This window comes from Methylocaldum sp., from assembly GCF_035627495.1.
Taxonomy (GTDB): domain Bacteria; phylum Pseudomonadota; class Gammaproteobacteria; order Methylococcales; family Methylococcaceae; genus Methylocaldum.
This window is the reverse complement of the sequence record NZ_DASPLO010000102.1, coordinates 16,344-42,792: the sequence shown is the minus strand read 5'-3', so window position 1 is coordinate 42,792 and position 26,449 is coordinate 16,344. Positions and strand designations below refer to the sequence as shown.

At 61.6% G+C, this 26,449-nt stretch carries 30 protein-coding genes and 1 pseudogene; 5 read left to right on the top strand and 26 right to left on the bottom strand.

Annotated features, from left to right (window positions below; all coding sequences use genetic code 11):
- The 3 genes and pseudogenes from VEB01_RS08910 to VEB01_RS08900 all read left to right on the top strand — a co-directional run.
- A pseudogene (locus VEB01_RS08910) lies at positions 1-137 on the top strand (IS630 family transposase); the annotation flags it as partial.
- 306 nt (positions 138-443) lie between these two features.
- Positions 444-665, top strand: coding sequence for a ribbon-helix-helix protein, CopG family (locus tag VEB01_RS08905; RefSeq protein WP_324874680.1), 222 nt, complete (start codon positions 444-446; stop codon positions 663-665).
- Positions 665-973 (top strand): hypothetical protein, encoded by a 309-nt coding sequence (locus tag VEB01_RS08900; protein ID WP_324874679.1) that lies wholly within the window; start codon positions 665-667, stop codon positions 971-973. The genes VEB01_RS08905 and VEB01_RS08900 overlap by 1 nt, the downstream gene beginning before the upstream one ends.
- Positions 974-1,084: 111 nt before the next feature.
- Here VEB01_RS08900 and VEB01_RS08895 read toward each other — a convergent pair whose 3' ends face one another.
- The 12 genes from VEB01_RS08895 to VEB01_RS08840 all read right to left on the bottom strand — a co-directional run bounded on the left by VEB01_RS08895 (position 1,085) and on the right by VEB01_RS08840 (position 15,127).
- On the bottom strand, positions 1,085-2,632 hold the full coding sequence (locus VEB01_RS08895; RefSeq protein ID WP_324874681.1) for a SulP family inorganic anion transporter: 1,548 nt from the start codon (positions 2,630-2,632) through the stop codon (positions 1,085-1,087).
- Between the two features lie 347 nt (positions 2,633-2,979).
- Entirely contained in the window at positions 2,980-3,387 is a 408-nt protein-coding gene (locus tag VEB01_RS08890) for a carbonic anhydrase (RefSeq protein WP_324874678.1), read from the bottom strand.
- A gap of 128 nt (positions 3,388-3,515) precedes the next feature.
- Positions 3,516-4,352, bottom strand: a complete 837-nt coding sequence (locus tag VEB01_RS08885; RefSeq protein ID WP_324874677.1) for a DNA adenine methylase — start codon at positions 4,350-4,352, stop codon at positions 3,516-3,518.
- 206 nt (positions 4,353-4,558) lie between these two features.
- Positions 4,559-4,924, bottom strand: a complete 366-nt coding sequence (locus VEB01_RS08880) for a DUF2793 domain-containing protein (RefSeq protein ID WP_324874676.1) — start codon at positions 4,922-4,924, stop codon at positions 4,559-4,561.
- Positions 4,925-4,951: 27 nt separating this feature from the next.
- A complete protein-coding gene (locus tag VEB01_RS08875) occupies positions 4,952-7,606 on the bottom strand; it encodes a phage tail protein (protein ID WP_324874675.1) in 2,655 nt (884 codons plus the stop codon).
- Between the two features lie 3 nt (positions 7,607-7,609).
- Positions 7,610-7,798, bottom strand: a complete 189-nt coding sequence (locus VEB01_RS08870) for a hypothetical protein (protein ID WP_324874674.1) — start codon at positions 7,796-7,798, stop codon at positions 7,610-7,612.
- On the bottom strand, positions 7,795-8,091 hold the full coding sequence (locus VEB01_RS08865) for a hypothetical protein (protein ID WP_324874673.1): 297 nt from the start codon (positions 8,089-8,091) through the stop codon (positions 7,795-7,797). The genes VEB01_RS08870 and VEB01_RS08865 overlap by 4 nt, the downstream gene beginning before the upstream one ends.
- Before the next feature lies 1 nt (position 8,092).
- A complete protein-coding gene (locus VEB01_RS08860) occupies positions 8,093-8,902 on the bottom strand; it encodes a phage BR0599 family protein (protein WP_324874672.1) in 810 nt (269 codons plus the stop codon).
- A complete protein-coding gene (locus VEB01_RS08855; protein ID WP_324874671.1) occupies positions 8,892-10,595 on the bottom strand; it encodes a hypothetical protein in 1,704 nt (567 codons plus the stop codon). Before VEB01_RS08855 ends, VEB01_RS08860 begins: the two co-directional genes overlap by 11 nt.
- A gap of 3 nt (positions 10,596-10,598) precedes the next feature.
- Entirely contained in the window at positions 10,599-11,552 is a 954-nt protein-coding gene (locus VEB01_RS08850; RefSeq protein ID WP_324874670.1) for a hypothetical protein, read from the bottom strand.
- 2 nt (positions 11,553-11,554) lie between these two features.
- Complete coding sequence (locus VEB01_RS08845) at positions 11,555-12,457, bottom strand: hypothetical protein (protein ID WP_324874668.1); 903 nt, start codon at positions 12,455-12,457, stop codon at positions 11,555-11,557.
- Positions 12,458-15,127 (bottom strand): tape measure protein, encoded by a 2,670-nt coding sequence (locus tag VEB01_RS08840; RefSeq protein ID WP_324874666.1) that lies wholly within the window; start codon positions 15,125-15,127, stop codon positions 12,458-12,460. It abuts the gene before it with no gap.
- 11 nt (positions 15,128-15,138) lie between these two features.
- Between VEB01_RS08840 and VEB01_RS08835 the strand changes: the two genes are divergently transcribed.
- Positions 15,139-15,333, top strand: coding sequence for a hypothetical protein (locus VEB01_RS08835; protein ID WP_324874664.1), 195 nt, complete (start codon positions 15,139-15,141; stop codon positions 15,331-15,333).
- A 143-nt stretch (positions 15,334-15,476) separates the two neighbouring features.
- Here VEB01_RS08835 and VEB01_RS08830 read toward each other — a convergent pair whose 3' ends face one another.
- The 13 genes from VEB01_RS08830 to VEB01_RS08770 all read right to left on the bottom strand — a co-directional run bounded on the left by VEB01_RS08830 (position 15,477) and on the right by VEB01_RS08770 (position 25,754).
- Complete coding sequence (locus VEB01_RS08830; protein WP_324874663.1) at positions 15,477-15,890, bottom strand: hypothetical protein; 414 nt, start codon at positions 15,888-15,890, stop codon at positions 15,477-15,479.
- Positions 15,891-15,899: 9 nt separating this feature from the next.
- Entirely contained in the window at positions 15,900-16,667 is a 768-nt protein-coding gene (locus tag VEB01_RS08825; RefSeq protein WP_324874661.1) for a phage tail tube protein, read from the bottom strand.
- A gap of 28 nt (positions 16,668-16,695) precedes the next feature.
- Positions 16,696-16,866, bottom strand: coding sequence for a DUF7210 family protein (locus VEB01_RS08820; RefSeq protein WP_324874659.1), 171 nt, complete (start codon positions 16,864-16,866; stop codon positions 16,696-16,698).
- Positions 16,867-16,875: 9 nt separating this feature from the next.
- A complete protein-coding gene (locus VEB01_RS08815) occupies positions 16,876-17,340 on the bottom strand; it encodes a hypothetical protein (RefSeq protein WP_324874658.1) in 465 nt (154 codons plus the stop codon).
- Positions 17,341-17,343: 3 nt separating this feature from the next.
- Positions 17,344-17,868 (bottom strand): hypothetical protein, encoded by a 525-nt coding sequence (locus VEB01_RS08810; protein ID WP_324874656.1) that lies wholly within the window; start codon positions 17,866-17,868, stop codon positions 17,344-17,346.
- On the bottom strand, positions 17,868-18,548 hold the full coding sequence (locus VEB01_RS08805) for a hypothetical protein (protein ID WP_324874654.1): 681 nt from the start codon (positions 18,546-18,548) through the stop codon (positions 17,868-17,870). Before VEB01_RS08805 ends, VEB01_RS08810 begins: the two co-directional genes overlap by 1 nt.
- 15 nt (positions 18,549-18,563) lie before the next feature.
- The gene (locus VEB01_RS08800) at positions 18,564-20,864 is read right to left on the bottom strand and encodes a phage major capsid protein (protein ID WP_324874652.1); all 2,301 of its coding nucleotides are present in this window, start codon (positions 20,862-20,864) and stop codon (positions 18,564-18,566) included.
- Positions 20,864-21,151 (bottom strand): hypothetical protein, encoded by a 288-nt coding sequence (locus VEB01_RS08795; RefSeq protein ID WP_324874650.1) that lies wholly within the window; start codon positions 21,149-21,151, stop codon positions 20,864-20,866. Before VEB01_RS08795 ends, VEB01_RS08800 begins: the two co-directional genes overlap by 1 nt.
- A gap of 290 nt (positions 21,152-21,441) precedes the next feature.
- Positions 21,442-21,924, bottom strand: a complete 483-nt coding sequence (locus VEB01_RS08790) for a hypothetical protein (protein ID WP_324874648.1) — start codon at positions 21,922-21,924, stop codon at positions 21,442-21,444.
- A gap of 289 nt (positions 21,925-22,213) precedes the next feature.
- On the bottom strand, positions 22,214-23,122 hold the full coding sequence (locus VEB01_RS08785) for a hypothetical protein (RefSeq protein ID WP_324874646.1): 909 nt from the start codon (positions 23,120-23,122) through the stop codon (positions 22,214-22,216).
- A gap of 82 nt (positions 23,123-23,204) precedes the next feature.
- Positions 23,205-23,996 (bottom strand): TIGR02391 family protein, encoded by a 792-nt coding sequence (locus VEB01_RS08780; protein WP_324874644.1) that lies wholly within the window; start codon positions 23,994-23,996, stop codon positions 23,205-23,207.
- A 47-nt stretch (positions 23,997-24,043) separates the two neighbouring features.
- Positions 24,044-25,201: a type I restriction endonuclease gene (locus tag VEB01_RS08775; RefSeq protein WP_324874642.1), complete on the bottom strand. Its 1,158-nt coding sequence runs from the start codon at positions 25,199-25,201 to the stop codon at positions 24,044-24,046.
- A gap of 148 nt (positions 25,202-25,349) precedes the next feature.
- Complete coding sequence (locus VEB01_RS08770) at positions 25,350-25,754, bottom strand: helix-turn-helix domain-containing protein (RefSeq protein WP_324874640.1); 405 nt, start codon at positions 25,752-25,754, stop codon at positions 25,350-25,352.
- A gap of 78 nt (positions 25,755-25,832) precedes the next feature.
- Here VEB01_RS08770 and VEB01_RS08765 point away from each other — a divergent pair, with 78 nt between their 5' ends.
- The gene (locus VEB01_RS08765; protein ID WP_324874638.1) at positions 25,833-26,102 is read left to right on the top strand and encodes a helix-turn-helix domain-containing protein; all 270 of its coding nucleotides are present in this window, start codon (positions 25,833-25,835) and stop codon (positions 26,100-26,102) included.
- Positions 26,103-26,134: 32 nt separating this feature from the next.
- Here VEB01_RS08765 and VEB01_RS08760 read toward each other — a convergent pair whose 3' ends face one another.
- A complete protein-coding gene (locus tag VEB01_RS08760) occupies positions 26,135-26,389 on the bottom strand; it encodes a hypothetical protein (RefSeq protein WP_324874637.1) in 255 nt (84 codons plus the stop codon).
- Positions 26,390-26,449 lie beyond the last annotated feature (60 nt).

Sequence of the window (26,449 nt, the reverse complement as noted above, 5' to 3'; positions counted from 1 at the left end):
ATCTGGTCAACAAGATCGACCACTTCATCTCCCATTACAACCAGTCCTGCCGACCCTTCGTCTGGACCGCCACGGCGGATTCCATCCTGGCCAAACTTCAACGATTATGTCAGCGAATTAATGGGACAGGACACTAGGATTGTAGGATGGGCTAAGGTACGAAGCCCATCGCTCGCGAATGATGCGCCTCCAATCGCAAACGGGCCTTCAGTCGGCCCCTTCCAATCGCAAACGGCATCTCCGGGAGCGCCGGAGCCGCCCTTCCAATCGCAAACGGTTGCTTTAATCGCACCCCTTCCTTCGTCAGCGCATCCTATACGGGCTTAACCGTCTTTCCCTGAGCACCGGCCATGCGCGGCCGGCTTGTTTTCTATAGCCCCAATTCTTATTCTTACGCAAAATACATGTCTAATTAACGTACTTTCTACGCACACGAGGTCTTTATGGCTACAGAGAAGGACTCCGTTCGATTGAGCTTGGTGGTATCGCCGGAACTGAACGCGCGATTGGAACAGCTGGCGGCTATCGGTCACACGACGAAAAGCGAGATTCTGCGGAAAGCGATCGCTTTGTTCGACGTCGTGGCCGAGGCTAAGGCCGAGAAAAAACGTATCGGCATTCTCGATCAGAATAAGCATCTCGAGACCGAGATCGTAGGCATTTAATGGTCGACCCGCAGATCAATCTGGGACAGATCGTCGGCAAAGATCACAAGTACGAGTTATCGGTCAGTAACGAGTCGCCGGAGGATGCGGCGGCCCGCCGGGCAGCGGAAGCCGCCGACGCCGAGTTGAAAAGGAGGATGACATTCGGTGTCTTTCTCTTCGCGCTGGCGGTTACGGCGGTGGTTTTCAGCGGGTGCGTCTATGTATTCGCGAATGGCACCCCGGATGACAAGAAGTGGGCCTCCGCCATCGTCAGCGCCATCGCTTCCGGCCTGGTGGGTTTCCTGGTCGGACAAGGGAAGAAATAGTGCTGTATACCGCACGAATACCTTGAAGCTGCGAGGCCGGTCGCGATTTAGAGCCATAAGATGCGCTTCGTGCCTCAACGCATCTTATGGCTCTAAACCGCTGTAATCCGGTTATACGGAAGTGGAGGATAGGTTTTCCTTTTCCCCACGTGACAGCGGTCTGTCCCCCGGATGGCGGGAGCCCGCCATGAGAGCCGCATGACGCAGGGCATCCAGGCGTTTGGCATAGTGATGAGTCGGATGAATCAAGCTCAACACATCCAGCCCCTTCAATACCTTGACCAGTTGCGGCTGTATGCCCACGAAGAAGAGATATTGTCCGTGTTCCCGGGTCATGCGGATCATGTCTTCCACCGCCTTGGCTGCCGAAGTATCGATGAAGGGCACATCGGACAGGTCCAGGACCACGCTCTTGAAGGTGCTGAATTCCCGTACCCGCTCCAGGCGGCGGACCATGTTGTTGGCCGAGCCGAAACTCATGGGCCCATCAATGTGGATAAGTATGATCCGGCCGTTGTTGCGGGCTAGGATGGCTGCCTCCTCGGGGCTCAGGGGCGGTTCCTGGGCCTGATGAGTGATGATGCGAAGCCTCGATTCCTCGAATTCCCCCATGCGCTTGACGAACAGGAGGTTCGCCAGTACCACGCCCACCGCCTGGATAAGGTCCACGAACACAGTCAGGCCGAGCACCACCAGCATGATCAGCACGTCGGCCCGGGGCGCATGGACGACATGCCGCACGAACCACCAGTCGATGATGTCGATGCCCACTTTGAGCAGGATACCGGCGAGCACGGCAAGCGGAATCTTTTCCGCTAAAGGACCCAGCCCCAATAGGATTGCCAGGAGAAACAGGGGGTGGAGCATGCCCGAGATAGGCGTGCGCCCACCGGTGCGGGCATTGACCACCGAGCGCATGGTGGCCCCGGCCCCGGGCAATCCGCCGAAAAACCCGGCGACTATGTTGCCGATGCCCTGGCCGATGCACTCCCGGTTCGAATCGTGATGGGCCCGGGTGAGATTGTCGCAAATCAGCGAGGTCAACAGGCTGTCGATGGTTCCCAAAAGGGCCAGGATCGCCGCCGATTCCAGCATCACCAGCCAGAGATCGGCCTGAAAAGTGGGGATGATGAGGGTGGGAAAGCCTTCCGGCACCTCGCCGATGACCGGGGCGACCGGCAGCCAGAAATGGGCGGTGAGCGTGCCGATGAGCAGGGACAGGACCGGCGGTGGAACCCACCGGCCAATGCGGGCGGGGGTCAGGGACACGATCCCCAGCGAGAGGAGGGTGAGTCCGACCGCCTGAGGGTTGAGGCTGTCCCAGAACTCAGGGATCGCCTGTAGCGTAGCCAGCACCCCGTCCGGTTTGGGGGAGTACCCCAGCACGGCGGGGATTTGCAGGATGAGAATGATGCAGCCGATTCCACTCATAAAGCCGGAAATCACCGGAAACGGGACCAGCCGAATGTAGCGCCCCCATTTGAGGAGGCCGATTAGAATCTGGATGACGCCGCCCATGATCACGACAGTGAAGGCCAGGGCGGGCTGATGGACATAGAGCAGGAGGACTTCGGCCATGACCACGGTCATCGGACCCGTGGGGCCGGAGACCTGAGCGGGCGTCCCGCCGAACAGGGCGGCGAAAAAACCCACGAAGATGGCTCCGTAGAGTCCGGCGATGGCCCCTGCCCCGGAGGTTACGCCGAAGGCGAGCGCCCCAAAGGCAGGGCCACGACCGTGGCAACGAGGCCGCCGTAGATGTCGCCGCGAAGGTTATTGAAGTGAAGACCGTAGATCAGCGGTTTCATGGTTCGATCTCCCTTGCCACATTCCGGGCGGCGATGACCTTAGAGACAGCTGCTTACCGGCAGCCTATCTGTGAGCAAGTGTACATCTCCGGTATAGGCGAACGAAATGGCGCACCGGCGCACCCAAGAACGGAATCCACGAACCGCATGCCCGGCGGGCGGATGCTGATGCAGAAGAGCGGTATGAGCTTCAAAGTATTAGATGATTCGTGTAACGGCAAGCTGCATGGCGGACGGGACGGGTACGGACGGGTGCTCCGGCAGAGCGAGAAACTGGCCACGCTCAGGGACATAGGCGAATACTTCGCCCTTATCGATCTTGTAAACCCAGCCATAGAGCTTGATAGCCCCTCGGACGAGTCCTGCGGCAACCACGGGGTGCGTACGCAGGTTTTCCAATTGCACCAAGACATTCTCTTGCACGGCGGCCGTCAAGAGAGAATTGCCTTCCAGATGAGCGTAATTTTCCCGGGTGATCCGGCGGGTCGCCTCGGCATGGCCGAGCCAAGCGCGAGCGGCCCGGAGGTCGGCCACGCTTTCCGGGCCGCTCAGCAGCGCCTGCATGGCCCCGCAATAGGTATGGCCGCAAACGATGATTTCCTTCACTCCCAGATTGAAGCCGCGCGCGATAAATGAATCACATTTTGCGCGATAAATCGGCGTTTATCGATTTTCACACTGTGAAACATAATCGCGCACAGTAAAAATACATTCTCGGCCAGATCGAAATAGGCTTATCGTTTACGCCGCTTTTTTATCTGATCGACCCCCTGCCGAATAACCGGATCGTAGTTCGTGATCAGCAGCTCGCCCACCGCCTTGCTTTTGCCGTTGGCCACGCTGTAGCGCGTCGGGACTGCCACCATCCGAAAGCCATCAAAGATCTCCCGAATCTCGGGCGTATCGTTGATCGAGAGGCAGAACCTGCCTTGTAACCCTGAGAGCTGCTCGCGCAACCGCGCGAAATCCTCGCGGGCGAAGATTCCCTTGCCGTAGTAATCCTCGCAGCCGTAGTACGGCGGATCGACATAGAAAAACGTGTGCGGCTTGTCGAAGCGCTCGATCAGCTGCTGGTACGGGAGATTTTCCACGTACACCCGCGAGAGCCTGAGATGCGCGGCCGACAATTCCTCCTCGATCCGCAGCAGGTTGAAGTTGCTGGGCCTCGACGTACCGACCGAAAACGTCGGGTTCTTGATCCGAGAGCCGTATCCGGTTTTCACCAGGTAATAGAACCTGACCGCACGCTGGATGTCGGTCAATGTATCCGGATTCGCCGCATTGAACCGCGCGAACTCCTCCCGCGCCACGAGCATCCATTTCAGATACCGGATGAATTCCTCGAGGTGGTTTTTCACCACGCGGTACAACGTCACGAGCTCGACGTTGATATCGTTGATGATCTCGACTTCCGACTCCGGCTTCTTAAAAAGCAGCCAGGCCGCGCCGGCGAATACCTCGCAGTAGCAATGGTGTTCCGGGATCAGCGGGATAATCCTGTCGGCCAGGAGTGACTTGCCGCCGATCCAGGATAAGAAACTCCGTCCGGTTGAATAACTCTCGTTTTGCATGGTCTGTAAGCCTTTTCCACGGTTTGAAAATTTGTACTAGGCTTACCCCTGCCGCGTACGTGGCGGGGAAGCCTCGGCTTGGCTCACAGGACTGCTCTGTGGGTTGGGCGGCCTCGGCGTGTTACCGCACGCCGAAGCCGCTTCCTCTCATTTCTAATAAACGTTGGCTTTATGCCGCCCTCGTATGGGGCTAAATCGCGGATGCTCTAAATCGCAATCCCCGCGCTCCACGCGATCGACGGCGACACCTGCGTGCAGCGGACCAGCTTGGCTTCGTCCTCGACCACGCACAGCCAGTGCTTCTTCGGCACGTAGAAGGCCCAGCCGCCGTTGTAGTACAGGGCGATCTGCCCGTCCTTCCCGGCCCAGGCGCCCGTCGCCGCCGCGCCGACGAGGTAGCGGTCGCCGGCCGTCGGGCTGCCGGGCGGTGCAGTCAAATCCCGATCCAGGACGCTCAGTTGGACAATCGTATCCAGCCGGACCTGGTTGGCGTCCATGCCGGTGTGCCAGCCGCTCTCGCCGAGATTCCAGCCGTGTTTGAGCCCGAGATTCGGGCCCGTCTGTTCTGCCATATAGCCTCCTTAGGTGATGGAACGCCGCTACACCGGAATGAGCGCCGACAGCGTGTTGTGGCCGGGGTAGGTCAGCCCGCTGGGCGCGGCTTTCAGCGACCAGTTGGCATTGTCGTCGGAATACTCGAGCGTGAAGCCGGTCGGGTAGCGCGAGCCGTTGTCGAAGCCGCCGAGCTTGACCCCGTCGATAACGATGCCGGAGCCACCGAAGTCCCAGGTGATGATCGGCAAACTGACATCGGTCCAATAGCAGCGTGTGCTGGTGTTGTCGTCCAGCACATCCGCGAGTGCTCCGCCATTGGGAACCGGGTTGCTCGATACCGTCGCCGCCGCGTTCTGGTTGGCGCCCCCCGACCAAAGCTGGATTTCCGAGACCTCGAGATAGCCCGAGAGATCGGTCCACGCGCGCAGGCGCCAATAACGGTGCGAGTTCAAGTCCGGCCCGGCCACGAAGGAATCCCCATACTGGTAAGCAGTGGTCCAGCCCGCGAAGCTCAGCGCGCCGGACCCGCCCCACCACTCACCGAAGTTCATGCCGTAACCGACCCGGGCCACGGTATGGTCCTGGATCTGCCACGAGGACAGCCCCGCCCGCACCCCTTCGACCGTGGCGCGGAGATTGCCCTGGTAGCTCCCGGCATCGGTCGATTCGGTCGACCAGGCGTAGCTCGTGCCGGTCAGGCCGGCGGCGGTTTTCGCCAGAGCGCCGTCCTCTTTGTACAGCTTGACGGTATAGGTCACCGAGGCCTCGGGACCGATGTTGCCGGCGTCCTGTTTGATGAACCCGGCGGTCTGCTGCCGGCGGTCGCGGTGCGCCCAGGACACGGTCAGCGGGCCGGCGATCGCCATGGGCCAGCGAGCGGCGTTCAGCTGGAAATTTCCGGGGGGATACGGCCGCGCCGGGCGCTGGTCCAGGGTCAGGCTGTTGCTCGGGGCGGCGCCTTCCGCCAGGGCGCCGAGCCCGGTCACGGGCAGCAGCTTGGCGTCCACCACTTCGCCGTCGGCGTACTCGGTCGGATCGTAGCTGTGGCTGTGATAGGCGAAGAAGAGCCGGGCTCCGGCGCCATGTGCCACCGGCACGGTGTCCAGGACGCCCCGGTCGACGGTAATGCTGCCGGTCGAGGGATCCGCATCCGGCGCGATCGCGGTGACCGCGACGAGCTCGGTGCCGATCAGGGCGTATTCGCCCGCCGCGACGTCCTCCATGTCCACGCCATCCGTGTAGGCCACCGTGCTGCTGACGGCGGGCGGCAGATCGGCCGCGATCAGGCAGCTCGGGCAGAAATCGCCGGTGCCGGCCTCGGCGTATGCGGCGGCGCCGGTGCGGGTCAGGAGCGCGTAATTGAAGGCGTCATCGGACGGCCGAACGCCAGCGGCGATGAGATATCCGGCATCGACGGCCAAGGCTTCGGCATCGTTCTGCCCCATCAGCCGCACCAGGTCGTAGAACGGCGCTTCGTACAGCACCCGGTAGGGCGACGCCGTGGGGCTGTTGTTGGGCGAGACCCAGCCGACCGGCTGCTGCGCGGCGTAGACGTTGGTCGGAAGGCCAAAGACGTCCTCCACCGCCTCGATGGTGATCTTGCCGTCCTGGAGCGTCCCGGACTGGAACGACCCGACCCGGTAGACGACCTCACTCAACCCGAGCTTGGCCCAGGAAAACCGGAACCCGTCGCCCGGGTGGAGGTTCCAGGCCGTCCGGTTGACCGTCAGCTTGATCCTGGACAGCGGGGTGGAGCGGGCCTTCAGCTCCCGCATGGCCACCCGCTGGGCGATGGCGTCGGACCGGATGCCGGGATAGGACACGGTCTCCGACACCACCGCCCCCTGCACCTGGATGTTGCCGAGGTCCTGGACGGTGATAGCGGTTTCCTGCTCGTTGGCCTTGGTGTACTTCAGGACGATCTCGTTGACCGTTTCGCCCCAGGCGGCACGCTGATAGCTGTCCAAGGCGATGACGTTCGATTCGTCGTAGAGCGGCAGGCCCGCCGGGGTGTAATCGTCCCGGATCAGCTTGAGGGTAAAAAGGCCCGTCCGGTTGTCGAGCCGGAACACCCCGCCGATATGGTCCATGATCGTTTGAATGAACTCGTGGATCGGGCCCTGCTGGTTGAACAGGAGCGAGAGGCCGAACTCTTCCGCGTGGAGCGTATCGGCCGCCGCCCTGAACGCCGCATCGTCGAGCGCCGAGGCGGGATAGCCCATGCCCCAGTCGCGGTTGGTAAGGCACTCGTAGACGATGTGCGCCGCGTTGGCGTGGCCCGAGATATCCCGCTTTACGTCGTACCAGCCGGCCGCCGGCAGCCGCTTGACCGTGAACGCCCAGGGCTTCAGGTAGGGGTTGGTGCCGATGTAGACCTGCTTGAGGACGAAGCTCAGGATGCCGCGGAAGGCCGGCACGTTGCCGCCGAGCCGCGCGGCGAGATAGGCGTCCTGCGCCTGTCCGGAATCGCCGAACTTGAAGCCCACGGTCCCCGAGACGCCGCCCTCGCGCTTCTCGCCGCCGAACAGGCCCTCGGCGCTCACCGCGATGTCCTGGGTGGCGGTGACGTTGCCGGTCCAGGCGACCCGGTCGCCGACCGTGATCTGGGTGACCGCGTCCACCGGCCCGTGGCAGACGGCCAGGTGCATGCCGATGTAATACTTGTAGCCGACGGTCTGCTTCTTGGCGCCGAAGCCCACCGATCAGTCCTCCGCCTCGTGCGCCGCCTCGACGCAGCGTTCCGCCATGGCATCGTTGGTTTCGAGCAGCTCCTCCTCCGGCAGCCCCTCGGCCCGGAACCGTTCCCAATCGAGCCCATGGCGCTTCGCGAAGGCGCGCATGCCGCGGGCGCAGTAGCCGACCACGCGCGCGTGTTCGAGCGTGATCTTCATTTCTTCCCGCCCTTGCTCTTGATCGCCTTGGTTCTTAGGTGCCCGTACCAGATGACGTTCGGTCCCTTGACCGTGACGGTGCCGAATACTACCGGGACGGGCCTCCCCTCCTCGGCCGTCGGCACGTCGAAGTCCTGGAGCGTCGCGGCTTTCGGCTTGGGGGGCTTCGGCGCCAGGGCCAGGCTGAGCGCCGTGGTCGCCGCCAGGATGACGATGTAGATCAAATCGTCCCAGCCCATCACCAGGAGGATCATCGGCGTCTGCTCGAGGATCTGATCGGCGAAGCTTTCCATATCAGTACAGCGTGCTCAGGTTGAAGGGGTTCTTCTCGGGGATGTAGGGCATCCCGCCGTAATTGAGGTGGTTGGAAAACTTGGCCGCGCAGGTCGAAAGCGTATGGTCGCAGCCGGGATAAAGATCGACCGCGTCGCCGAGCCAAAGGCCGAGGATCGGCGCCGCCAGGGTCAGGACCGCGCCGGCGTGGTTCGTGATCAGCCGGTTTTCGGTCGCGCCCGCGCTGGCGTAGGCCGCGAAGCCCCCGGCGAAATGGCCGTCGGCGAGCGCGTCGGCCGCCAAGACGGTAATCGTGCTGCCGGAGACGCCCGACACCGCGCCGCTGATCTTGAAAGCGGCCTGGTTGACGCCGCAGGCAGAACCGTAGAGGACGTGCGGGCACTGGCGCTGGTAGTGCCGGCGGAGGGCGTTCCGGCGGATGGAGGTGTAGGCGGGCTCCGAGTGCAGCACGGCCTCCGCCCCGGCCCACTCGCAATTGAGGACCCGCCCCAGCCAAATCACGATCGCCTCGGCATCGTCCCGGTGCTTCCGCCGGATCGTCACGGTGACCACGTCACCCGGCGGGTAGAGCCGGAACAGCTCCGCCACCGGGTTGTCCCGCGAGAGGGTGATCTTGAGGTTGATCCGGTTCAGTTCGGACAATTCCTCCACGTCCGAGCGGGTCAGCGGCGTCTTGCCATAGGTCTGGCTGTTGTAGGCCTGGTCCTCGTCGGCCGAGGTGTAGCGCCAGTAATCGGCGCCCCGGCGGAACTCGTACAGCTCGGCCGGGTTGCCGGCGCAGACGGAGGCTTCGCGGGCGTCATACGTCATAATGGAGGCTCCTCACGGCATGGGCGCATTCCGCCACCCCGGCGGTGTGCCAGGCGATCTCGATTTGATCCTGGTCGAGCCTACAAAGCCCCATGAGCGACACGATCCGGATCTCCTCGGGATCGAGATTCACGCCCAGGGGGCTGTCGATCTGGAGGTGCTCCACGGTATCCGAGAACTCGGACGCATCGAGGATCCGCCGGTAGAAGACCGTGCCGTCCCTCGCCTGGAGGCGGAGGTCCTTGCGGCTGTTCTGCTGCTTGGCAAAGAGGCTGTAACCCGAATGGGTGACGGTCAGCTGGGTCGAGGCGGCGCCGATCGTTTGGATCACCGTGAAGTCGTGCGCTTGGCTCGGGTACCAGAAGGGGGTCAGCCGGCCGGCCCGGGCGTAGAGCCAGCGCCGCAGCCGGTCGATCTCGGAACGGCCTTCCAGCGTCCAGCGGAACTGCTGGATGGCATTCGGGATCTCGCCTTCGTATTCGACGAAGGTCGGGCCGGTCTGGTAATCGAATGCGGCGATCTTGTGGAGATAAGCGATTTCCAGGGGCGCGACCCAGTTCGGCCGGTCCTCGAGCACCGGGAGGCCCCGGTAAGTGGCCGCCGAATCCCCGGCCGTCAGCCAGCCGCCCGCGTCCTCCAGCCGGAAGTTGACCACCAAGGTCGCGATATCGGCCGTGATCCGGCTGAGGCTCTGCCGGTCGCCGATCCGGGCGAGCCGCGCCGGGTACACCCGGGTGTTGGCCGGCCAGTCCTGTTGCAGCGGCAGCTTCAGGGTGATCAGGCCGCCGGCGACGCTCTCGATCTCCTGCGCCTCGGCGATCGCGGTATCCTCGCCCAGGAGGACCGCGAGCCCTCCGGCCTCGAACTCCGCCCCTTCGGTATCGGCCGCCAGGGTGACGGCGCCCGCGAGCACGTTCGAGAGCAGCGGCCGCCGGTCCATCCAGACCGGCACCGCGAACACCCGGTGCTGCCAGCCCCAGAGGGTATTCTCCAGCCGCTGGCGGTCGGGCCCTTGCGCCAGCGCTTCGAACTCGAGTTCCCGGCGGGGCTTGCCGCGGAGCTTCACCCGCTGCTCCGAATTGTCGTAAGCCGTCAGGACATCGGTGAGCCAAGCCCAGCGCTCGATCACTTCGCGCCGCCAGTTGGGCCTGAATTTCCAGATGGTCACCCGGCTGCCGGTCACCCGCAGCACCGGCGTTTCGCCCGGGAACGAGAACGCATAGCTGGCGTCGACTGTCGGCGCCCCGGTGTTGGCGATCTGGAGCTCGTAAAGCCGAGATTCCAGCGGGGCGAAGGTCGTCGGCGGATCGGCGGGACCGGTGAGCGTCAGGCCGGCGGTGCCGGTCCCGTTGATGGCGGAGAGCAGTTTTCCCGAGAAATGGGCGTTCCACACCTCCACCTCGCGGGTCTGGGTGGACAGCAGGTTGCCGAGGGCGATGGCCGCCGGCACGAGGTGGACGCGGTGGTACCAATCGTCCGAGAACGAGACTGCCAGGCCGGCACCCCCCAGGGCGAACGGCGTGGCCGCGATCGGCAAGTTATCGGTCAACGTCCCGAATAAAAGCGCGGGCGCGGCGGCGCTTTCGTGCGGCGGCCAGTAATCGACCGTGAAGGTGTCCAGCGCGTCGGCTAGATGATCCTGATCGACGGTCGAGCCCGCCGAAACCGCCACCCCGCCGGAAAAATCCGCCATTCCTCAGGGCCCGTCGTATTCAATCGCCCAGCCGTAGACGCCGGTCGATTCCCAGGAATGGGTCCCGGTGCCGTTGCCGCCCGCCTCGGGGTGCGTCGCATCCTTCAAAAACCACGGGAAGACCTTCCACCGGTCCGACCCGATCGTGATGAGGTCGCCGGGGTTGTAGTTGGCCAGCCGGAGTGCCCGGCAGTGGGCGACGGCCCCGAGGTAGCTGTAGGTGGCGGGGATCGAGGGGCGCGGGAGCCAGAGGTGGAACGGCAGCAAGACCGCCTGCTGGTTCCAGGCGTTAACGCCGCGCTGCATCAAGGGCGCCGCGTGGAGCGGGAACGACGGCCTACGGCTGCCCTCGACGCCGTCGCCGGGCCACACGGCCCCGTCGATCTCGGCGTGGAGGAAGCTCGCACATGCTGCGGCATAGGTCCCACCGCTGGCACTGCGGTTGGTGTTGTTCCAAAAAAGCGCGTTGAACCCGCCCGAGAGGTCGCCGACCGAGGTTGCGGAGCCGCTCGCCAGGGGCGTGAACCCGATGCTGCCGGTCACCCCGTTGTCGCCCCAGGTCCCTGCAATGAAGTTCCCGCCGGTGTAGGCGCTGGCGTGGAGCTTGTCGATGTCGCCGAAGCCGAGGAACTGGTGGTAGTTGACGTTGTAGTTGACGATACAGAACGCGGTGTCCGGGCTCGCGTGGACAAAGAAGTGGTAGGTCAGCGGCCAGTTAACGTCGGAGACGATGAGCTTCGCCCCTTGCGTACAAACGCCGACGGTGAAGGCGGCATTGTTCGCGCCTTCGAGCCTGAGCACCTGGTTGCCGGACGCTGAAACATCGGTCAAGCGGATGTTGGAACCGCCCTTGCTCAGCACCCCGCCCGAGAGCGCCCAGCCGTTGGTGGTCAAGAAGGTTTCAAAGGCGGACTTCAGGGCCGCCGCGGTGTTCGCCGTGCCTGTTTGATAGGCCATGGTTATGCCAGCTTGATTGCGAAGAAATCCATGAACCCGGTGCGCCAGACGTCGCGCACCACGAGGTAGGTGTCGGCGCCGATCGTCACGGTGTTCTCGACCGCGTTGTCGAAGCCGGTGAGCCAATAGACGCCGTCGAGCTCGCCGTATTGGTTCGGCCCCGCGTCGTTCAGGACGATCGGGTGCAGCCCGTAGTAGCCGGGCGAGAGCGTGTAATCGGCGTTGGTGTTGCGCGGCCCGCCCTGGCCCGTCGCGAGCGGAAACTGGTTCTGGGTGTTGTTCCAGGGCCAGACCTCCGGCTCTTTCCAGACGCCGTCGACGAAGCGCATCTTCAAATTGGCCCTCGCCCCCTTGAACGGCGTCGAATAGCCCGTATTGTCATAGCGCGTCGCGGAGCCGGAGGTCAGCATCCCGGAGCAGACCACCGGATAAGGGTATTGGCCCGGGGTGGCGTAGGGGAGGCATTTCCCGAGATAAAACGCCTGGTACTGGGTCTGCACGTTGGCGACGACGATCGCCCGCTGGCCGTTGCCGACGAACCAATAGGGAATGCTGTTCTGGTACAGCGGCACCGCGAGATCGCCGGTCGGGGTGCCCGCCGTGTTCGGGGTGCCCGGCTGGTGGTAGAAATCGTTCCCCGAGACGAACCCGGTGAAGGCCGCCACCCGCCAGTTGAAGTAATCCAAGGGCACCGACTGGTAGGTCTTGATCCCGATGAAGATTTCCTCGATCCCGGAGAGCCCGGGCCCCTGAAGGATGGATTCCCGCTCGGCGCTCGCGCCGTCCCAGCGGAGCTCGGTCCATTCCTGCCCGGCCGCGACCAGCGCCGCGTTGGTTTTGAGGAACGCCCGGAGCTTGTCGAGCAAATCGTAGTGGCCCGCGGCCGTGCCGGTTTCGTATGCCATTTACTTGATCATCTGCCGGATCGCCCCGGAATTGCGCTGGATGTGGTTGACGATCACCTTCTCGCCCGCCGGGCTCGACAGGTAGTCGTGGACGAGGTTCGGGTCGATCGTGTTGATGATGCGGACTGATCCGGTCTGCGCCGGGCCCGCGGCGGCCGCGGCCATGTGGTCCACCAGCCCGCCGTTGGCGTAGCCGCCGAAGCTCGGGACGCTCGGGCCCTTGGTCATCTGGTGCAGCGCTTCGAGGAAGCCGACGCCGAGCCGGTTGACCGAGGGCGCCGAAAAGACGTATTCGTTGGCGTGCACCACGCCGGCCGGTTGCAGCCGCCCGCCGGGGCCGGTCCAGCCGCCTTCGTCGAAACCGAACGCCATCAGGAGGTTGGAGAAAAACCCCGCGATCCCGCCGCCGCCCTTGGCCAGATCGCCGAGACCGCCGAGCAGGCCGCCGGCGGCCGACGCCGCGCCGCCCGACTGGTTCCCGAAAAGCGCCCCGAGGATATCCTGCGACAGCGCCTCGGCCGCCATGCGGCGCAGCGTGTCCGAGAAGCTTTTCGCCATGCCGGACAGATCGTCCTGGAAGGGATCGAACAGAAGGTCGGCAAAGGCGTCCTGCATGTTCTCGGCCGAGCGCTGGGCAAACTGGGTCATTTGGTCGGTTTGGGTCTTAAAGCCCTCGATCGCCTCGGTATTGATCACCTGCTGCACGATCTGGACACCCTCGGTATTACCAGCGGCTTTAAGCTGCTCCAGGAAGTCCCGATATTGATTTTGAAGCACCGCTAGCCGCGCCTGGAAAAGCTCCTGCTGCTCCGGCGGGACCACGATATCGGCCAGGTTGATCTTGTCCTTTTGAAGCTCCAGCAGCTTCAGCCTGAACTGGTCAAGCTGATCGGCCAAATTGCGATCGCGGCCCGCGATCTCCGCCTGCGCCTCGGCGACGATCTCGCCCTTTTGCGCCTCAATGAGGCCGATTTCGCTCATCAGTCGTTCGATATCGCCTTGCAGCCGAGCCTGCTCGATGGACGCTTTGCCCTGGTCGGCGGGCAGGTTGGCCCGGGCCTGCTGGGCAATCTCGATCTCGCGCTGTTTGGCCTCGATCTGCGCGTCGAGGTCAGCCTGCCGGAGCTCGGCGACCTGGGTGTAATAGGTGCGGTAATCGATCAGGTTTTGATCCAACTGACGTTCGAGCGCAGCTTCACCGGCCTCGAACCCGGCTCGTTGCTCCTCCAGCTCGATCCGGGCCGCGTCCCGCTGCAGTTCCAGACGTGCCTGGATTTCCTGGCGGGCATCGTCCAGGAGCGAGGCTTTCGGCTTTTTCTCTTTCGCGGGTTTGACCGGGAGCGTACGGATGTTGGAGAGGTCGAGCGGCCCGGGTTCACCGGATGCCGTGTCGGTTTTCTGGGTTTGGGCCTTGATGCGCGCCATCAGCTCGGCCGCTTTCTGCTCGGCCTCCTTCAACTGCTTTTGCAATCCGCTGCTGGCGCCGGATAACTGAGCGCCCGGCGTCGCCGATGCTCGTTTGAGTTCGCCGATCCGCTTGATCGTCGCGGCATATTCGGTCGAGAGTTCCTTGATCCCTTTGGCCTCTTCCTTCGCCATCCGCGGTGACAGCAGCAATCCGGCCGTCCCGCCAATCAGCGCGCCGGTCGGCCCGAACCGGCTGCCCAGTTTGGCACCGGATATCGCTGCGAGGATCGCCACGACTTCTTCCCCGTGGCCCTTGAATGTCTGCAACGCCTTCGCCGCCACGCCCATCGAATCCACGATCGCTTGCGCAAAGCCGGTGATCGCCTTCAGGGTTTGAGGATCGGTGAGGATGGCCCGGAACTCGTCGATCGAGCGGGTTAGCGGCGAGGTGTCGATGTCTTTGAACGCCGCGCTCGTGTCGTTCTTCAGCTGGGTGAGCGCCGATTCCACGGTGCGCGGCAGCAGCTTGAACTGCCGGTCCCATTCGCCGGACATTTCGAGCACTGCCTTGACGATCACGTCCGATGTGATCTTGCCTTCCTCGGCAAACTTGAAGAGATCTTCCTTGGAGGCTTTGAGATGCTTCTGGAGGGCCTCGACCACCAACGGCGCGCCTTCCATCACCGAGACGAACTCGTCGCCGTTCAGCCGCCCCTTTTGCAGGGCTTGGCTGAGCTGAATGACGCCGCTCGCCGCCTCCTCCGACGTGCTGCCGTTCAGTAGGAACGATTCGTTGATCGCTTTGGTGAAGGTGAGATTCTGCTGCTGGGTCGTGTTGAGCTCTTTGGTCGAGCGGGCCACCCGCGCGTACAGCGTTACGGTCGCATCAAGGGCGCTGCGGGTATCGTCGGCCACCTGGAGCAAGCGACCCTGAACGGCCGCGAGATCGGCGTTATCCTGGGTCACCTGGCGCAGTTGCCCGGACATCTTCTTGCCGGCGTCGGTAATGCCGACGAAGTCCTTAAAAAGCTGCGCGCCCTGGCCGATCAGAAAGAAGGCGATGAGATCGCGCCGCGCGGCTGCGAGTTGCTGGCTGATCGATTGGACGCCCTGGCGGGCGGCGGAAAAGCCTTGGTTCAGCTTTTGTCCGGATTGCCGGCCTTCCTCGCCCAACCGCTTGACCGCATCGCCGACGCCGACGATTTCCGCCTTGCCGGTCTTTGCATCGACGCGTATCTTTAAACCAAGTTCGTAATCTGCCACGGCGCTTTCTAATGAAATGGGATCAGTTATTGACCTTCGTGTTCGGCTGGACGGCCCTGTTCGGCTTGCTGTGGTGTTTTGCGACGGCCGCGTCGCCCCGGAGCTATCAGCTCTTCGTCTTTTTGCCCTTCGTGCTGTGGATCGTCTTTAAACGCGTCTCGCCGGTTGCCCTGCTGCTCGGCCTGATCCACGGCCTCCGCGCCTAATCACTTCAGCCATTCGAGCATTTGCTGGAAGCCGTCTTTCGAGGCTTGCGAAGCCCGCATCAGCAATAGCCAATCCCGCCGCCGCTGCTTTTCGGCCCGATCGATCGCCGTGAGAAACGCTTCGACCTGCGGCCGGGTATAGTTCAGGATCTCGGGCCAGCGGTGTCCGTGTGCGACGAGTCGCTGAATAGCGTCGCCCCAGCCAGCTTTGTCATCATGTCGCTCACCGCAGGCAGCACGCTGCGGGTAAAAAAACCCGCGTTGACTCCGATGACGGCGGCCGTCAGTTGAATGAACTCGTCGGCCGTCAGCCCGTCGATCCATTGGCGCGGGCGGCGGACGGCGATGGCCACGGCTTCGGCGATCGCATCGCCGTGGTCGGCCACGAGGGCCAGCACGTCGAGCACATCGCCCTCCGAGCCGAATGGCACCCCGCGTAGCGCCCGGGCCATGGCCGGAATCTGCCCGATGGTGAGCGGCAATACCTCGACCGTTTCGCCGCCGGCGATGACGCGGACGGGTTCCGGCACCAGCACGTTCAATTCGTTCGAATCCATTAATCCTCCTTACGCCGGACGGCCGTTGACGTACACCTGGGCGTAACTGCCTCGCTTGCCGATCGAAACGGCGAAGGTCATTTGCTGTACGGTGTCGCGGGATTTCCAGGCCAGTTCGCCGCCGGGCGCCATCTCGCATTTCGGGATGTAAAGGTCTCGGTTCTCGCCCTGCGTGTTATCGGCGATGAAGCGCAGTGCGCCTTTCTTGGCCCCGAGATTGTTGCTGGCGATTTCTTCCCAGGTCGTCGCCACCTTCGCATAGTCCACCAGGAGGGGGGTATCGTCCGCAATCGCGCCGCCGGACTCGATGTACAGGCGCGCCAAGGTGAGGTCCACGGTGTAGTCGGTCGCGTCCACGTAGGTCGGGGTCCCGCCGGCGCCGGTCACTACCACCGTGCTGATGTCGCGCACCCCGGCCGGCCGGCTGGCGGAGGCGCCCAGTTGGTAGTAATGGCCCTTCTTGACGGTCAGCGCCTCGTCGGTCACAGAGCCGGAGGATTGGTTGACGGTGGATTTATCGCCGATCAGGAACAGTGCCAGATTGTCCCCCGAGATGTCTTTGCCCACGATCTGCGCCGATCGGTTCACGCGGGTGGCGATATCGAGGTGTTTTTCCGCGATCGGGCCGTCCGAGTCGTAGTCTTCCAGTTTGTCGGCCTGGACGTTGACCGTGAAGCCTGGGGTGTCGCCGAGATAGCGCTCGCCGGTCAGATTGCCGTTGGCATCTTCGAGGTCGAAGTAGAGCTTGCCGGCGCCGAGTACGATGTTTTGTGGCATAAAAAGCCTCGCCTGATTCGTGGAAGGGTTATTCGATGACGCCGAGCTCTTTGAGCCACGTTGCCTGTGCTTCGGTGACGTCGATCTTCTCGCCGTGCTTACGGTCCACGCCCTGATGGCTATGGGGCTTTTTAAGCGCGACCGTGACGCGCTTCGGCACGGTGGCGGTCTGGGATTCCGGTACGGTCTTGCTGGCCATTTTCAGCTCCTAAAAGTAACGTCTCGTTTTCAGAATCAGCCGCGCCGAATGGCACAGCACGTTAGCGAATAACACGGGCCCGGCGTCGTCCGATTGAATGCCGGCCTCGTCGTCGATCCAGCAGGTGGCGACGGCCCCGCCCAAGGTATCGTCTGCCCGGAAGGCCGCCCGAATCGCATCGATCAGATCGTCGAAGGCGAGCTCACTTGCCGCGGCATCGGACAGCGCCAGGTAACCGCGGATCTGCCAGGTGATGGTTTCCCGAAACGTCGGCTCGGAAGGCTTCGATTCCTGGATTCCGACCCGCCGCGCGAACCAGCCGCGGAGCTGCTTTTGTCCGCTGCCGGCATCCCAGGCATAGAGGGCCGAGAGGTCCGCCATCTGGTTGGCGTAGCGCTCGTAGGCGTGCACCCGGCCGATATCGGCGACCGAGTTGAGCTTGGCGACGATGGCGGTGCGGATGGCATCGGCCATGGCTTACTGGCCCCCCAGTTGCTGGACGATTCGCTGCACGGCTCGCCTGAAAATCTGTTGCACCTGCGCCCGCTGGGCCTTCATGGTGCGCTCGAACATGTGCGCGCCTTTCGTGCCCGTGCGGGAAATCTTCCGGGCGACGCGGAAGGCGACGCCTGGCGCTTCATCCCGATCGACGCCGAGCTTCTCGCGGACCCAATCGATCAAGGGTTCGACCGGCGGGAAGTGCGGCCGGGTGCCGAGCTCGACGGCCACGGCATAATTCAGCACCGAGCCGAACTTGCCCTGGGCGTCCTGCACATCCACCACGCCGATCAATCCGTCGGACAGCCGCTGCGGCTCGCGGGCGATGATGCTTTTCCGGAGGAGCCCATAAGCGCCGGTGGGTGTCGCCTCCACCACTTCCCGCTGAAGCAGCGCCAGCGATTCCTCCATGGCCGCGTGGAACTCCCGGTCGGCAATTTCCGGCGCCTGGCGCCAGAGTTCCTGGAACTGCCCGAAACCTTCCAACTCGATCGCGATCTCCATCAGCGGTACCGGTTCGGGTGGGTGAGCCGGTCGCGGCCCAGGCTGTTCCCCAGGTTCCAGTTCACGACTTCGCCGGCCGCTGAATTCCGTTTGTCCTCGACGCCGAGCTCCGCCAAATACCGCTGCCGGAGTTCCTTGGCTCGCCGGGTGTATTCCCGTGCCGGGCCTTGCTGGTCGGTCCGGTCGGCCTGGATGGTCGGCTCGCTGTTATTGGCGTAATAGCTCGCGATCTCTTCACAGCCGATCGCGGCCGCCCAGCTCGCCACCGGCTCGCGGTCATCGACCGGGATCGTGTCCTCCGAGGCGGACACGACGTGCCGGCGGGTATGGGTCAGCCGCAGCACCGCCCCGGCCGGCACCGCCGACAGGAGCATTAGTTTCGCCACGGACGGGCTTTGGTAGAGATCGTACTGATCGGCGCCGATGAAGGCGGGCGGCACCTGCCCGATCGGGTATTCCAGGCTGACGATGGCGCTGAACTCCGCTTCGAACCCGGCCGGCAGGTCGAGGAGGTTCCCGCCGCCCGCGACGTTGAGGTCCACGACGGTGCGCCGCGGCCGATCCTTGCTGTAGCGGGTGACCGCCAGGGCAATCGCCTGGTCGATATCGCCGCTCGCGAGCTTCCCCGCGGTATCGCGGACCAGCTTCGGCACCAGGGCTTGATAGTCGGAGAGCGCCATGCGCGGTTGCCCGGGTTACGCCACGATCGCGCCGTACAGACCCCGGTACTCCAGGACGTTGCCGCCGTAGATGTGCCGGATCTTGTAGGTGATCTTGTCGTTGCTGAACAGGCTGCCGACGGTCGGGCTGTCCTGGACGAACAGCTCCGGTTCCTCGTTGCCGTCGAGGAAGCCGATCTCGACGGTCGGCACCTCGTTGTAGTCGCAGGACAGGAACCAGTTGTTGGCGTCGCTCCAGTACCAGACCGGGAGCACGTTCATCTGCAACGACTCGACGAAATCGGTGTCGTTGTTGGTGGTGCGACGGAACAGCTCGAACGCGCCTTCCTCCAGATCGAAGGGCACCCAGAGATTCACCGGCGGAATGCCGATACGATCGGAGGAGCTCAATTCTGTCTGCTTGAGGACGGCAAGGCGCCCGGCCGCAACCGTAGTCGCGGACAGCGCCGCCGCGCCGAGGTTGCCGTGAGTGGCATGGAACAGGGCCACCGAGTCGTAAATGGTAGGATTGGTGGCCAGGAAATCGAGCACGAACTTGCTCAGCGTCCGCTTTGCCGCCCGCGACATCTTGACCGGGATCTGCCGGATCGAGCCGACGTCGTCGTTCCGGATCATCTCCAGCGTCACATCTTCCGTGCCGCCCCGTTTGGTGACCGCATAGGTTGCCTTTTCGTCAGTCGGCGAGGTGAGTGACGCGTAGGGGTCGCCCTGGGCGACAGCCGGAAGATCGCCATAGCCGCCGAAGCGGGTGCGCTCCTGGATGCGGAAATCGCCGACCGGCACCACGTTACCCAAGCGCCGCCACACGTCATAGCGACCGGTTTGCTGGTAATCGGCAATCATCCGCCGGGTGATTGAGGAGCCCAGCACGTTGGCCCAGCTCGCCGTGGTCAAGGATTCGCGGAATTCAGCGAATTCGGCTCCGATTGCCTCGCGCAGCCGCGTCGGGTTGCAATCCCCCAAACGTCCGGACACGCGGCGGTCGCCGGTGATCTCGATGTAGCACTCCTTGAAGCTCTGCGTCGCCCGATGATCCTTATGAGCGGGATCGAAGAAGGCGTCGAGCATGCCGGCCAGCTTTTCCGCCCGATCCTCGACACGAACCTCGCCGAAATGGAGCACGGGCTTCCCGGACTCGGTGAACCGGGCCAGGTACTCCCGCTCGGCGTTGATCGCGGCCGTGACGTCCGCTTCGACGAAGCGTTCGCGGGCGGCGAAATCGTTCAGCAGCTTGTCCTTCGCCGGTTGCGGCAGGTTAGAGGTGCTGATCGCGACACGGGCGCTCGCACGGGCCTCGACCATGCGGATACGTTCCTCGATCGCGCCAAGGTCGGCCGCCGCCGGTGCACCGGCGGCGGAGCCTGCTTGCGTCGTCGTGGGTTTATTCGAAGCGACGGCCTCGCGGTACGCCGTTTCCAGCGCCGCGTCGTCATTGGTATTCAGGTTGGCGGGCAGCTGCCCGTTGTGGGCGGCCTTCACCGCCTCGATCATGCGTTCGCGTAATGCCATGTCTGGCTCCTCGGGGTGGACGGATTCGACGAGACGGATCAACTGTCCGCCGGCGCCCGGCTCGACAATCAGATCCACGGAATTGACCTTGTTGATTTTCTGGGCGACCTTGACGCGCTGGCCCTCGTGCAGCTGGGCCTTGGCCGAGCCTTCGGCGTCGATCGAGAAGCCGAACAGATCGCCCATGCCGCGGCTATGCGCTTCGCGGAGCTTCACGGCCACCTCGCCCTCGGGCTCGATCAGCTCCAGTTTGGCGCGCAGCTCGCCGCAGTCGGGCATGGCCCCGGCCGAGAACTTGGCCTCGACCAGCCGTCCCAAGAGATTGCGGACGTCCTTGCCGCCGCCCTTGATGTGCTCGTCGTCGCTTTTGGCGAATACCCGCGCGCCCTCGAACAGCGGCGCCGCTTCGCGCAGCACGGCATCGGGATAGAAATTCTTATTGAGCGAGAGCCCGGCGCGGATGACCCGGATCAGCCAGCGGCCGTTCTCGGCGGCTTCGATAAAGCAGCGGGATTCGCGCAGCGTGACCGGGACGTATTGCTCGATAACTTCAAGCGGCTCGCCGATCGCGACGGTGTTGTCGTCGTTCAGCGTGTAGGGGTAGGCCCAGTAGCGGCCGTCCCGTTCGCAGATCGCCCGATCGGGGTAGATGGCCTCGATGTGGACATAGGCCCGCTCCGGGCTTTCCGAGTACACCTTCTTCGCCAGCGCCGCGCGGACCAATTCGATGATCTGCCGGAACTCGGACGTCGCCGCCTCGCGGAGCGCCGCGCCCTGGAGACCGGACTCGGGGATTCGCACGGCCATTACTTGCCGGCCTTCTTGGCTTCGGCCCCTTCGACTTTGCTCAGGGCAGGTTTCGGTTTGTCGCCGCGGAGCTTCCGGCCGTCGACCGTCACCACGACCACATGCGTGCCGTAGTCGCTGAAGGCGAACACCTCATCGGCCGTTACCCGTTTCTGGGCGACCTTGCCGGTCGGCTTTCCGTCATCGCCCAGCTCAGGGACTTCGCGGAAAACCAAGGCCGCGGCTTGAGCCTTCGTCAGTTCGACGGGCTTTTCGGATTCGTTCGGGGTGTTAGTGGCGTCGGACATCGGCTGCGCTCCAGGATGATGAACATCGATGGGAACGCAGATTAAAGGGACAGGGAAAACGGGGGCAGCTGAAACGTTTCAGCGGGGATTTATGAGGGGCGCGATATCAGCATAACCGGAATGGGTTTCCGGTGTCGACTGACGATAGCGTTACGGAGCGTTATAACGCCTCCGGGGGCCGCGCGGCGGATTCGGATAGGCGTATGCCGCGCGTAACAGGGTGTCGCGCGGCTGTGGCGGCTAGAGGGATTTTGTTCCGGTTTTGATGCAGTTTGCTTTGAGCGCCTGATTTATACGGCCGCCGCCAGCCGGCCCAGAAACCCGACCGCGTGATGCGGTTCATGGCCCTCAGCACGCAGCAGCTCGTTGTCGCAGAGGTCGACGGCAAATCGGTTTTCCGGCGGTTCGTCCGCTTCGATCGCCACGATGCGCTGCATCGCTTCGCGTAGATCCCCTTCGTCCGACAGCTCAGAACCGACCAGCCAGCGCTCCACCTCCATCCAGCGGCGGTAAAGCGCCTGATGGTCGAACGCTTGGGCGGTCCATCCGAATAAGGTATCCGCCAGGGTAAAGAGGGTAATCGCAAAGGGCAGGCCCAGCTGTAGCCAAAGCGGGGCGTCCTTCAGCACCGCGGCCACCATGCCGAGGCTCGCGGCAATGTTGAAATAAGCCGCCCACCGTGCCCGGCGCAGATACACGCGGCGGCGCTGCTGATGATAGCGCGCCGACAGGCGCACCCGGAGCAGGATTTGATGGGAGGTCAGTTCAGCCATGGTTCACCTCTTTTTCGGGGGCCGTTCGGGTGGATGAGGAATGCTCGGACTCACAGTCTTGTCGTGAACTATCGTTCGAGGATAATCCTTAATAACACGCCCGGTTGAAATAAAACGCCCAGTGGAAGAATCCCGCCGAGTGAAATTGTCAGTTCCTTTGCCGTCATGTTTCTTAGCAGGCGGCTTCTTTTCATCACCACTCATGATTGTACATTTCCCCCCAAAATAAAAACGCTGAAATCGGTGGGTTACGCCGGGGTACCGGCTAACCCACCCTACAGGCTACGGGCTATTTGACTGGCTCCCAATCGCGCAGAAACACTTCGGTCATTTGATACTGCCTTTTCTCGGGGTTGAATTTGGACGTGACGGCAATGTTCGCCATCACCGAAACCTCCCGCGCCAGCTTGGTCCGGTCTACCGTTGGATCGAGGACCATCTTGACCCGACTTTCCGACAATCCGGGGACAATGCAGCGCCAGCCCTGTTTCTCGTTATCCAAATCCGTGGCCCTGATTTGAATAAAAGCACGGCTGAACTCCTCAACCTTACTTTCTGGTTGTGGCGGATCGAAGCGCTCGGGAGCGGCTTGTATCGTTTTTGCCTCAATGATCGTCTGCTCGTTGTTATCGACGACGATGGTGGCTTCCTTGTCCGATTTTGCCGGATGTACCGCCAGCACCGCGCCCTGCGCCAACATCTTTTTGTCGCGGATTGATGTTTCCATTATTTGCCTGAAGGCATCCGGGGTGACGTTCAAGGTCTCGGCGACAAAGTGAATGACGTTATTTTGATTGCCGTTGATGGTCGCCGTGGCGGCCTCAGGGGCATCTTTGGGCAACGCCAGAGAAACACCGTAAACAAGAGCCCCCGTTAAAAGGCCGCCGATCACTACCGTGGCCACTTTGCTATTTTCCATCCCGGTTTTTTCTCGAAGTGTTGTTATCCACGCATGGAAGCCCTCTTCGTCCTTGAAGAAGAATCGCAAAATGAAATCTTCGATAAGAGATCCGGTCGCGATTTCTTGTACGTATAGCTCGACCTTGACAATAGCACCGTCCAAGACTAAGGCATTCGCCAGGTTGGGAAGCTCACGGACAACCTTGTCGAACCCCTGGAGTGACTTAATGATTTCCGTGACGGGCACCGCCTCCCGTGTCGTATATTCAATATGATGAACGGTTTCAAAGCTATACATTAACCCCCCGATAAGAAATCCACAGGCTTAGCCTGCTCTGCGGCTACGCATCATTCGAAAGCCCCAAATGTCCGCGAGGACACTACTCCTTACTTGCCCTGTCGAGCGACTTTGCTAAGAGACTAAGAAACCCAATGTATTCGAGAGCCTTTTCTGGATCATCCTGAATCAGATCGTGAGCCCGAGGATTCCGGAGAGCCAACATCGCCCCGGCATAGAGATACATCATTCCTTGTTGTTCACTACGATCGGTTTCTGTCTGCAGATCGCTGAATCGAAGCACCGGCGCTTTTGGGCTAAATACCGTCTGCATGAGTTCAGTTCCAGATAGCTCGTACCGACCGCTTCTCATCTTCACGAGATGATCGAGTACTTTGCAGGCATCCTCAACGGCATTAGCGTAATGACCGTCGTGGAACAGCTTTCCTACTGCTCGCTCGATTTCCGGATGGATATCCAATTCCTCGAAAGCTCGGACGGCACGCCCCTCTGGTGTTTCGCCGAGGTCTTGTAGCTTCTCCTTAAAGAGCTCGATTATTGTTTGGAGGTTTGAGATCGCCTCATCAATTCCGCGCCTGTAGCCCTCGCGCACCTCGGAAATAGGTGCCTTGTATCCTGCTCTCAGTGATCTTTTATCGAGCGACCATACGTAAAAACGTCTGTACTCAACCGTATCTTTTCCGAAAAGCTCCACTAAGGTGTCATCAATTTTGTCTTCCAACGCTTTAAGGAAAGGTTCACGTCCCTGAATCGTTGATATATCGACCGCCCTCAATTCGCCAATCCGTCGCTCAAGTCTCGGAATGGCTGCTTTCATTTGTTGGGGTGACAAATTTGCCGATTTTGGTTGTTCTGGAACTGATCGCTTTGCCATTGTTGATAGTATTTTTTGCGCCTTACTACATTAGCCCGGTCGTCGAGCTACGCGCTCGCTTCTATCGGACTACCTTTCTTAAGTTTGAAGTTTTCGTCGTTTTGACAATAAGCCAGAGCGTCGAATAGCAGCCCGGTGATGCGCATGAGGTTTTCCGGCTTATCGATTAGGATTTGATTTCCAGGACCGACCTCCAAGCCGGCGCGGCGGATCTCCGTCAGGTGTTGCGGTGTCAGATCCATGATGAACTGGATCGAGGGACGCTTTTTGTCTCCGCTATATCTAAGCAGCCATCGATTCGTTTTGTTTTGATAAAGCACGGTGAAATAACTTTCCGTATCCTTCCCGGATAGCGGCTCACCCGGCAGGATTTCCTGGACGATAGCGAGCAGTTTACGTTCGGCCGCCGTCGTAACGATCTTGCTGTTCAGCAAGTCGATCACATCGACTTCTTCATGGGTTTGTAAGGGGGCTTCCGGAACGGGCTCCGTCGCGGGGGGCGCCGATAGGCTGTTCACTACCATGTCACTCATGGTTTGGGCGACGGCCTGTTTGACGATCGGTGTGATGCTCTCGATAAACTTGGCCGTTAATGTTCGCTGAATCGTTGACTTACCGACGACGTAACGGACGAAATCGGCGTCACATTCCAGGATGCTCTTTTTGATAACGGTCTTGAACGCAGCCAGGTAGACACTTTCTTCCGCCAGCGTACGGAGGGCCTCCGGTTGAAAATGATCGTGCCGAAAGCGGCTCAGTTGCTCAATATCGGTCGCAGACAGGCCCAGGAAATCAACCGTGAAAAACGGCTCTTTGTCCATGACGTTTTTGTTATTCAGGTCTGTGAAAAAACGCCACTCGCGGCCGTTGGTGATCGCTACGATCGTGACCTCCGGCGTCGCATTGAAATAGCGGGCCAGCTGCGGCGCATGATTGGTGAGGTTTTCTCTGAAGCTTTTCGCCTCCACGAACATCACGGGGACGCCGTTGCAAAATAGCGCGTAGTCCACACGCTCGTTGGCCTTTACGCCAGGGACATCAGCACAGAATTCTGCTTTAACTCGGGTCGGGTCGTAGGGACTGAACCCCAGGATATCCAGTACCGGGAGAATTAGCGCCTGCTTGGTGGTTTCCTCGGAATCGCAATGACTTCCGACATTTGTGACGTGTTCGACATGCCTGGATAACCGTTCTTTAAAGTCCATACGCCCCCCACTTCTTGGAAATAATTAGAACCCCTGACGACTTCTACCGAAGTTTAGTCGTCTCATCAGTGACAAATTCACGTTACACCCGTCTCAAACGTGAATAGTTCACTGCATCATCCATGTGACAGCCTTAACTTACCTTGCCCTACTTTGCATTTTTCTTGAGGTCGGCCAGTTCTCGCTCTAGCTCCTTCATTCGTTTAATTTTTTCAAGCTTTTCCTGAATCTCTTCTTGCCCGGATTCATCGAGCATTTCGATCAGTTCGAGCAGCTTCTTTTTGCGCGGCGTCAGCTCGTATCCGCCCGGCGGCTCCGTCATGCCCACCGTCCGCACGCCGGTGAGGATGTATTGCACGTCCGCGCCCGCAGCGGCAAATGAGAACAAAACTTCTCCTCCAGGAACAACCTGCCCCCGCTCGTATTTGCCCCAGATTTCGCGGCTGACATTGCAAGCCGTACCAGCCGCTTCTTGGGTTAAACCCAAGCGTTTTCGCTCCTCCTTAAGTCGGCCTGCCGAAAGAGATAAAAACTTCTCTTCACTCGTTGACATAGAGAATTATAGTTCTCATAATTGCGGACACCCTGATAAATAACCGGATCAAGTAACCCTCTTTAGGCAAAAAAAGAGATGACCATGCATGCCATTGCTCATGCGCATGAGTTGCGCGCCAACCTCAGACAAGGAGTCGTCATGCATCCAGCCGATATCAAGGCGGCTTTGGAAAAGGCCGGTAGCAGCCAAACGAAAATTGCGCAAACCCTGGGGGTTAGCAAGACCACTGTGGGCCACGTGATCTATGGCCGTTCCTCGTCTCGCCGGATTGCGGCAGAAATTTCCCGCGTCACTGACCTGCCGCTCTCCAAACTCTGGCCCGGCCGGTATGACGACAAAAAGTAAGGAACTCGCCATGAAAGACCACATCCTCGGATTCAGGTTCGATCAACCGACGATCGGCGTTGACTACGTGCCTCGTCCATCCGCTTTGCCATCTCCCGAAGCGTGCGTTGAGTCGCCGCCAAGTGCCCCCCATCAAAGCTTAGCTTGCTTGCCATCCCCCGCATTACCTCGCAATACCGGGGGCCATTGATGACCGCTTCATGCTCCAGTTCGGCCGCCAGAAACATGACGGCAATACTCAGGCCCTCGATCCGGCCCGCCAACTCATTGAATTCCTCGGCGCTCATGAGGATATCCCCCGTTGTGTTGTTTGCGACGGGGGCATTTTTACAGGGCGAAAAGTTGTT

Coding starts and splice junctions, on each gene's coding strand:
- VEB01_RS08905 (WP_324874680.1), top strand. CDS start 444: ATGGCTACAGAGAAGGACTCCGTTCGATTGAGCTTGGTGGTATCGCCG.
- VEB01_RS08900 (WP_324874679.1), top strand. CDS start 665: ATGGTCGACCCGCAGATCAATCTGGGACAGATCGTCGGCAAAGATCAC.
- VEB01_RS08885 (WP_324874677.1), bottom strand. CDS start 4,352: ATGCAAAACGAGAGTTATTCAACCGGACGGAGTTTCTTATCCTGGATC.
- VEB01_RS08880 (WP_324874676.1), bottom strand. CDS start 4,924: ATGGCAGAACAGACGGGCCCGAATCTCGGGCTCAAACACGGCTGGAAT.
- VEB01_RS08870 (WP_324874674.1), bottom strand. CDS start 7,798: ATGAAGATCACGCTCGAACACGCGCGCGTGGTCGGCTACTGCGCCCGC.
- VEB01_RS08865 (WP_324874673.1), bottom strand. CDS start 8,091: ATGGAAAGCTTCGCCGATCAGATCCTCGAGCAGACGCCGATGATCCTC.
- VEB01_RS08860 (WP_324874672.1), bottom strand. CDS start 8,902: ATGACGTATGACGCCCGCGAAGCCTCCGTCTGCGCCGGCAACCCGGCC.
- VEB01_RS08855 (WP_324874671.1), bottom strand. CDS start 10,595: ATGGCGGATTTTTCCGGCGGGGTGGCGGTTTCGGCGGGCTCGACCGTC.
- VEB01_RS08850 (WP_324874670.1), bottom strand. CDS start 11,552: ATGGCCTATCAAACAGGCACGGCGAACACCGCGGCGGCCCTGAAGTCC.
- VEB01_RS08845 (WP_324874668.1), bottom strand. CDS start 12,457: ATGGCATACGAAACCGGCACGGCCGCGGGCCACTACGATTTGCTCGAC.
- VEB01_RS08835 (WP_324874664.1), top strand. CDS start 15,139: ATGAAATGGGATCAGTTATTGACCTTCGTGTTCGGCTGGACGGCCCTG.
- VEB01_RS08830 (WP_324874663.1), bottom strand. CDS start 15,890: ATGGATTCGAACGAATTGAACGTGCTGGTGCCGGAACCCGTCCGCGTC.
- VEB01_RS08825 (WP_324874661.1), bottom strand. CDS start 16,667: ATGCCACAAAACATCGTACTCGGCGCCGGCAAGCTCTACTTCGACCTC.
- VEB01_RS08820 (WP_324874659.1), bottom strand. CDS start 16,866: ATGGCCAGCAAGACCGTACCGGAATCCCAGACCGCCACCGTGCCGAAG.
- VEB01_RS08815 (WP_324874658.1), bottom strand. CDS start 17,340: ATGGCCGATGCCATCCGCACCGCCATCGTCGCCAAGCTCAACTCGGTC.
- VEB01_RS08810 (WP_324874656.1), bottom strand. CDS start 17,868: ATGGAGATCGCGATCGAGTTGGAAGGTTTCGGGCAGTTCCAGGAACTC.
- VEB01_RS08805 (WP_324874654.1), bottom strand. CDS start 18,548: ATGGCGCTCTCCGACTATCAAGCCCTGGTGCCGAAGCTGGTCCGCGAT.
- VEB01_RS08800 (WP_324874652.1), bottom strand. CDS start 20,864: ATGGCCGTGCGAATCCCCGAGTCCGGTCTCCAGGGCGCGGCGCTCCGC.
- VEB01_RS08795 (WP_324874650.1), bottom strand. CDS start 21,151: ATGTCCGACGCCACTAACACCCCGAACGAATCCGAAAAGCCCGTCGAA.
- VEB01_RS08790 (WP_324874648.1), bottom strand. CDS start 21,924: ATGGCTGAACTGACCTCCCATCAAATCCTGCTCCGGGTGCGCCTGTCG.
- VEB01_RS08785 (WP_324874646.1), bottom strand. CDS start 23,122: ATGTATAGCTTTGAAACCGTTCATCATATTGAATATACGACACGGGAG.
- VEB01_RS08780 (WP_324874644.1), bottom strand. CDS start 23,996: ATGGCAAAGCGATCAGTTCCAGAACAACCAAAATCGGCAAATTTGTCA.
- VEB01_RS08775 (WP_324874642.1), bottom strand. CDS start 25,201: ATGGACTTTAAAGAACGGTTATCCAGGCATGTCGAACACGTCACAAAT.
- VEB01_RS08770 (WP_324874640.1), bottom strand. CDS start 25,754: ATGTCAACGAGTGAAGAGAAGTTTTTATCTCTTTCGGCAGGCCGACTT.
- VEB01_RS08765 (WP_324874638.1), top strand. CDS start 25,833: ATGACCATGCATGCCATTGCTCATGCGCATGAGTTGCGCGCCAACCTC.
- VEB01_RS08760 (WP_324874637.1), bottom strand. CDS start 26,389: ATGAGCGCCGAGGAATTCAATGAGTTGGCGGGCCGGATCGAGGGCCTG.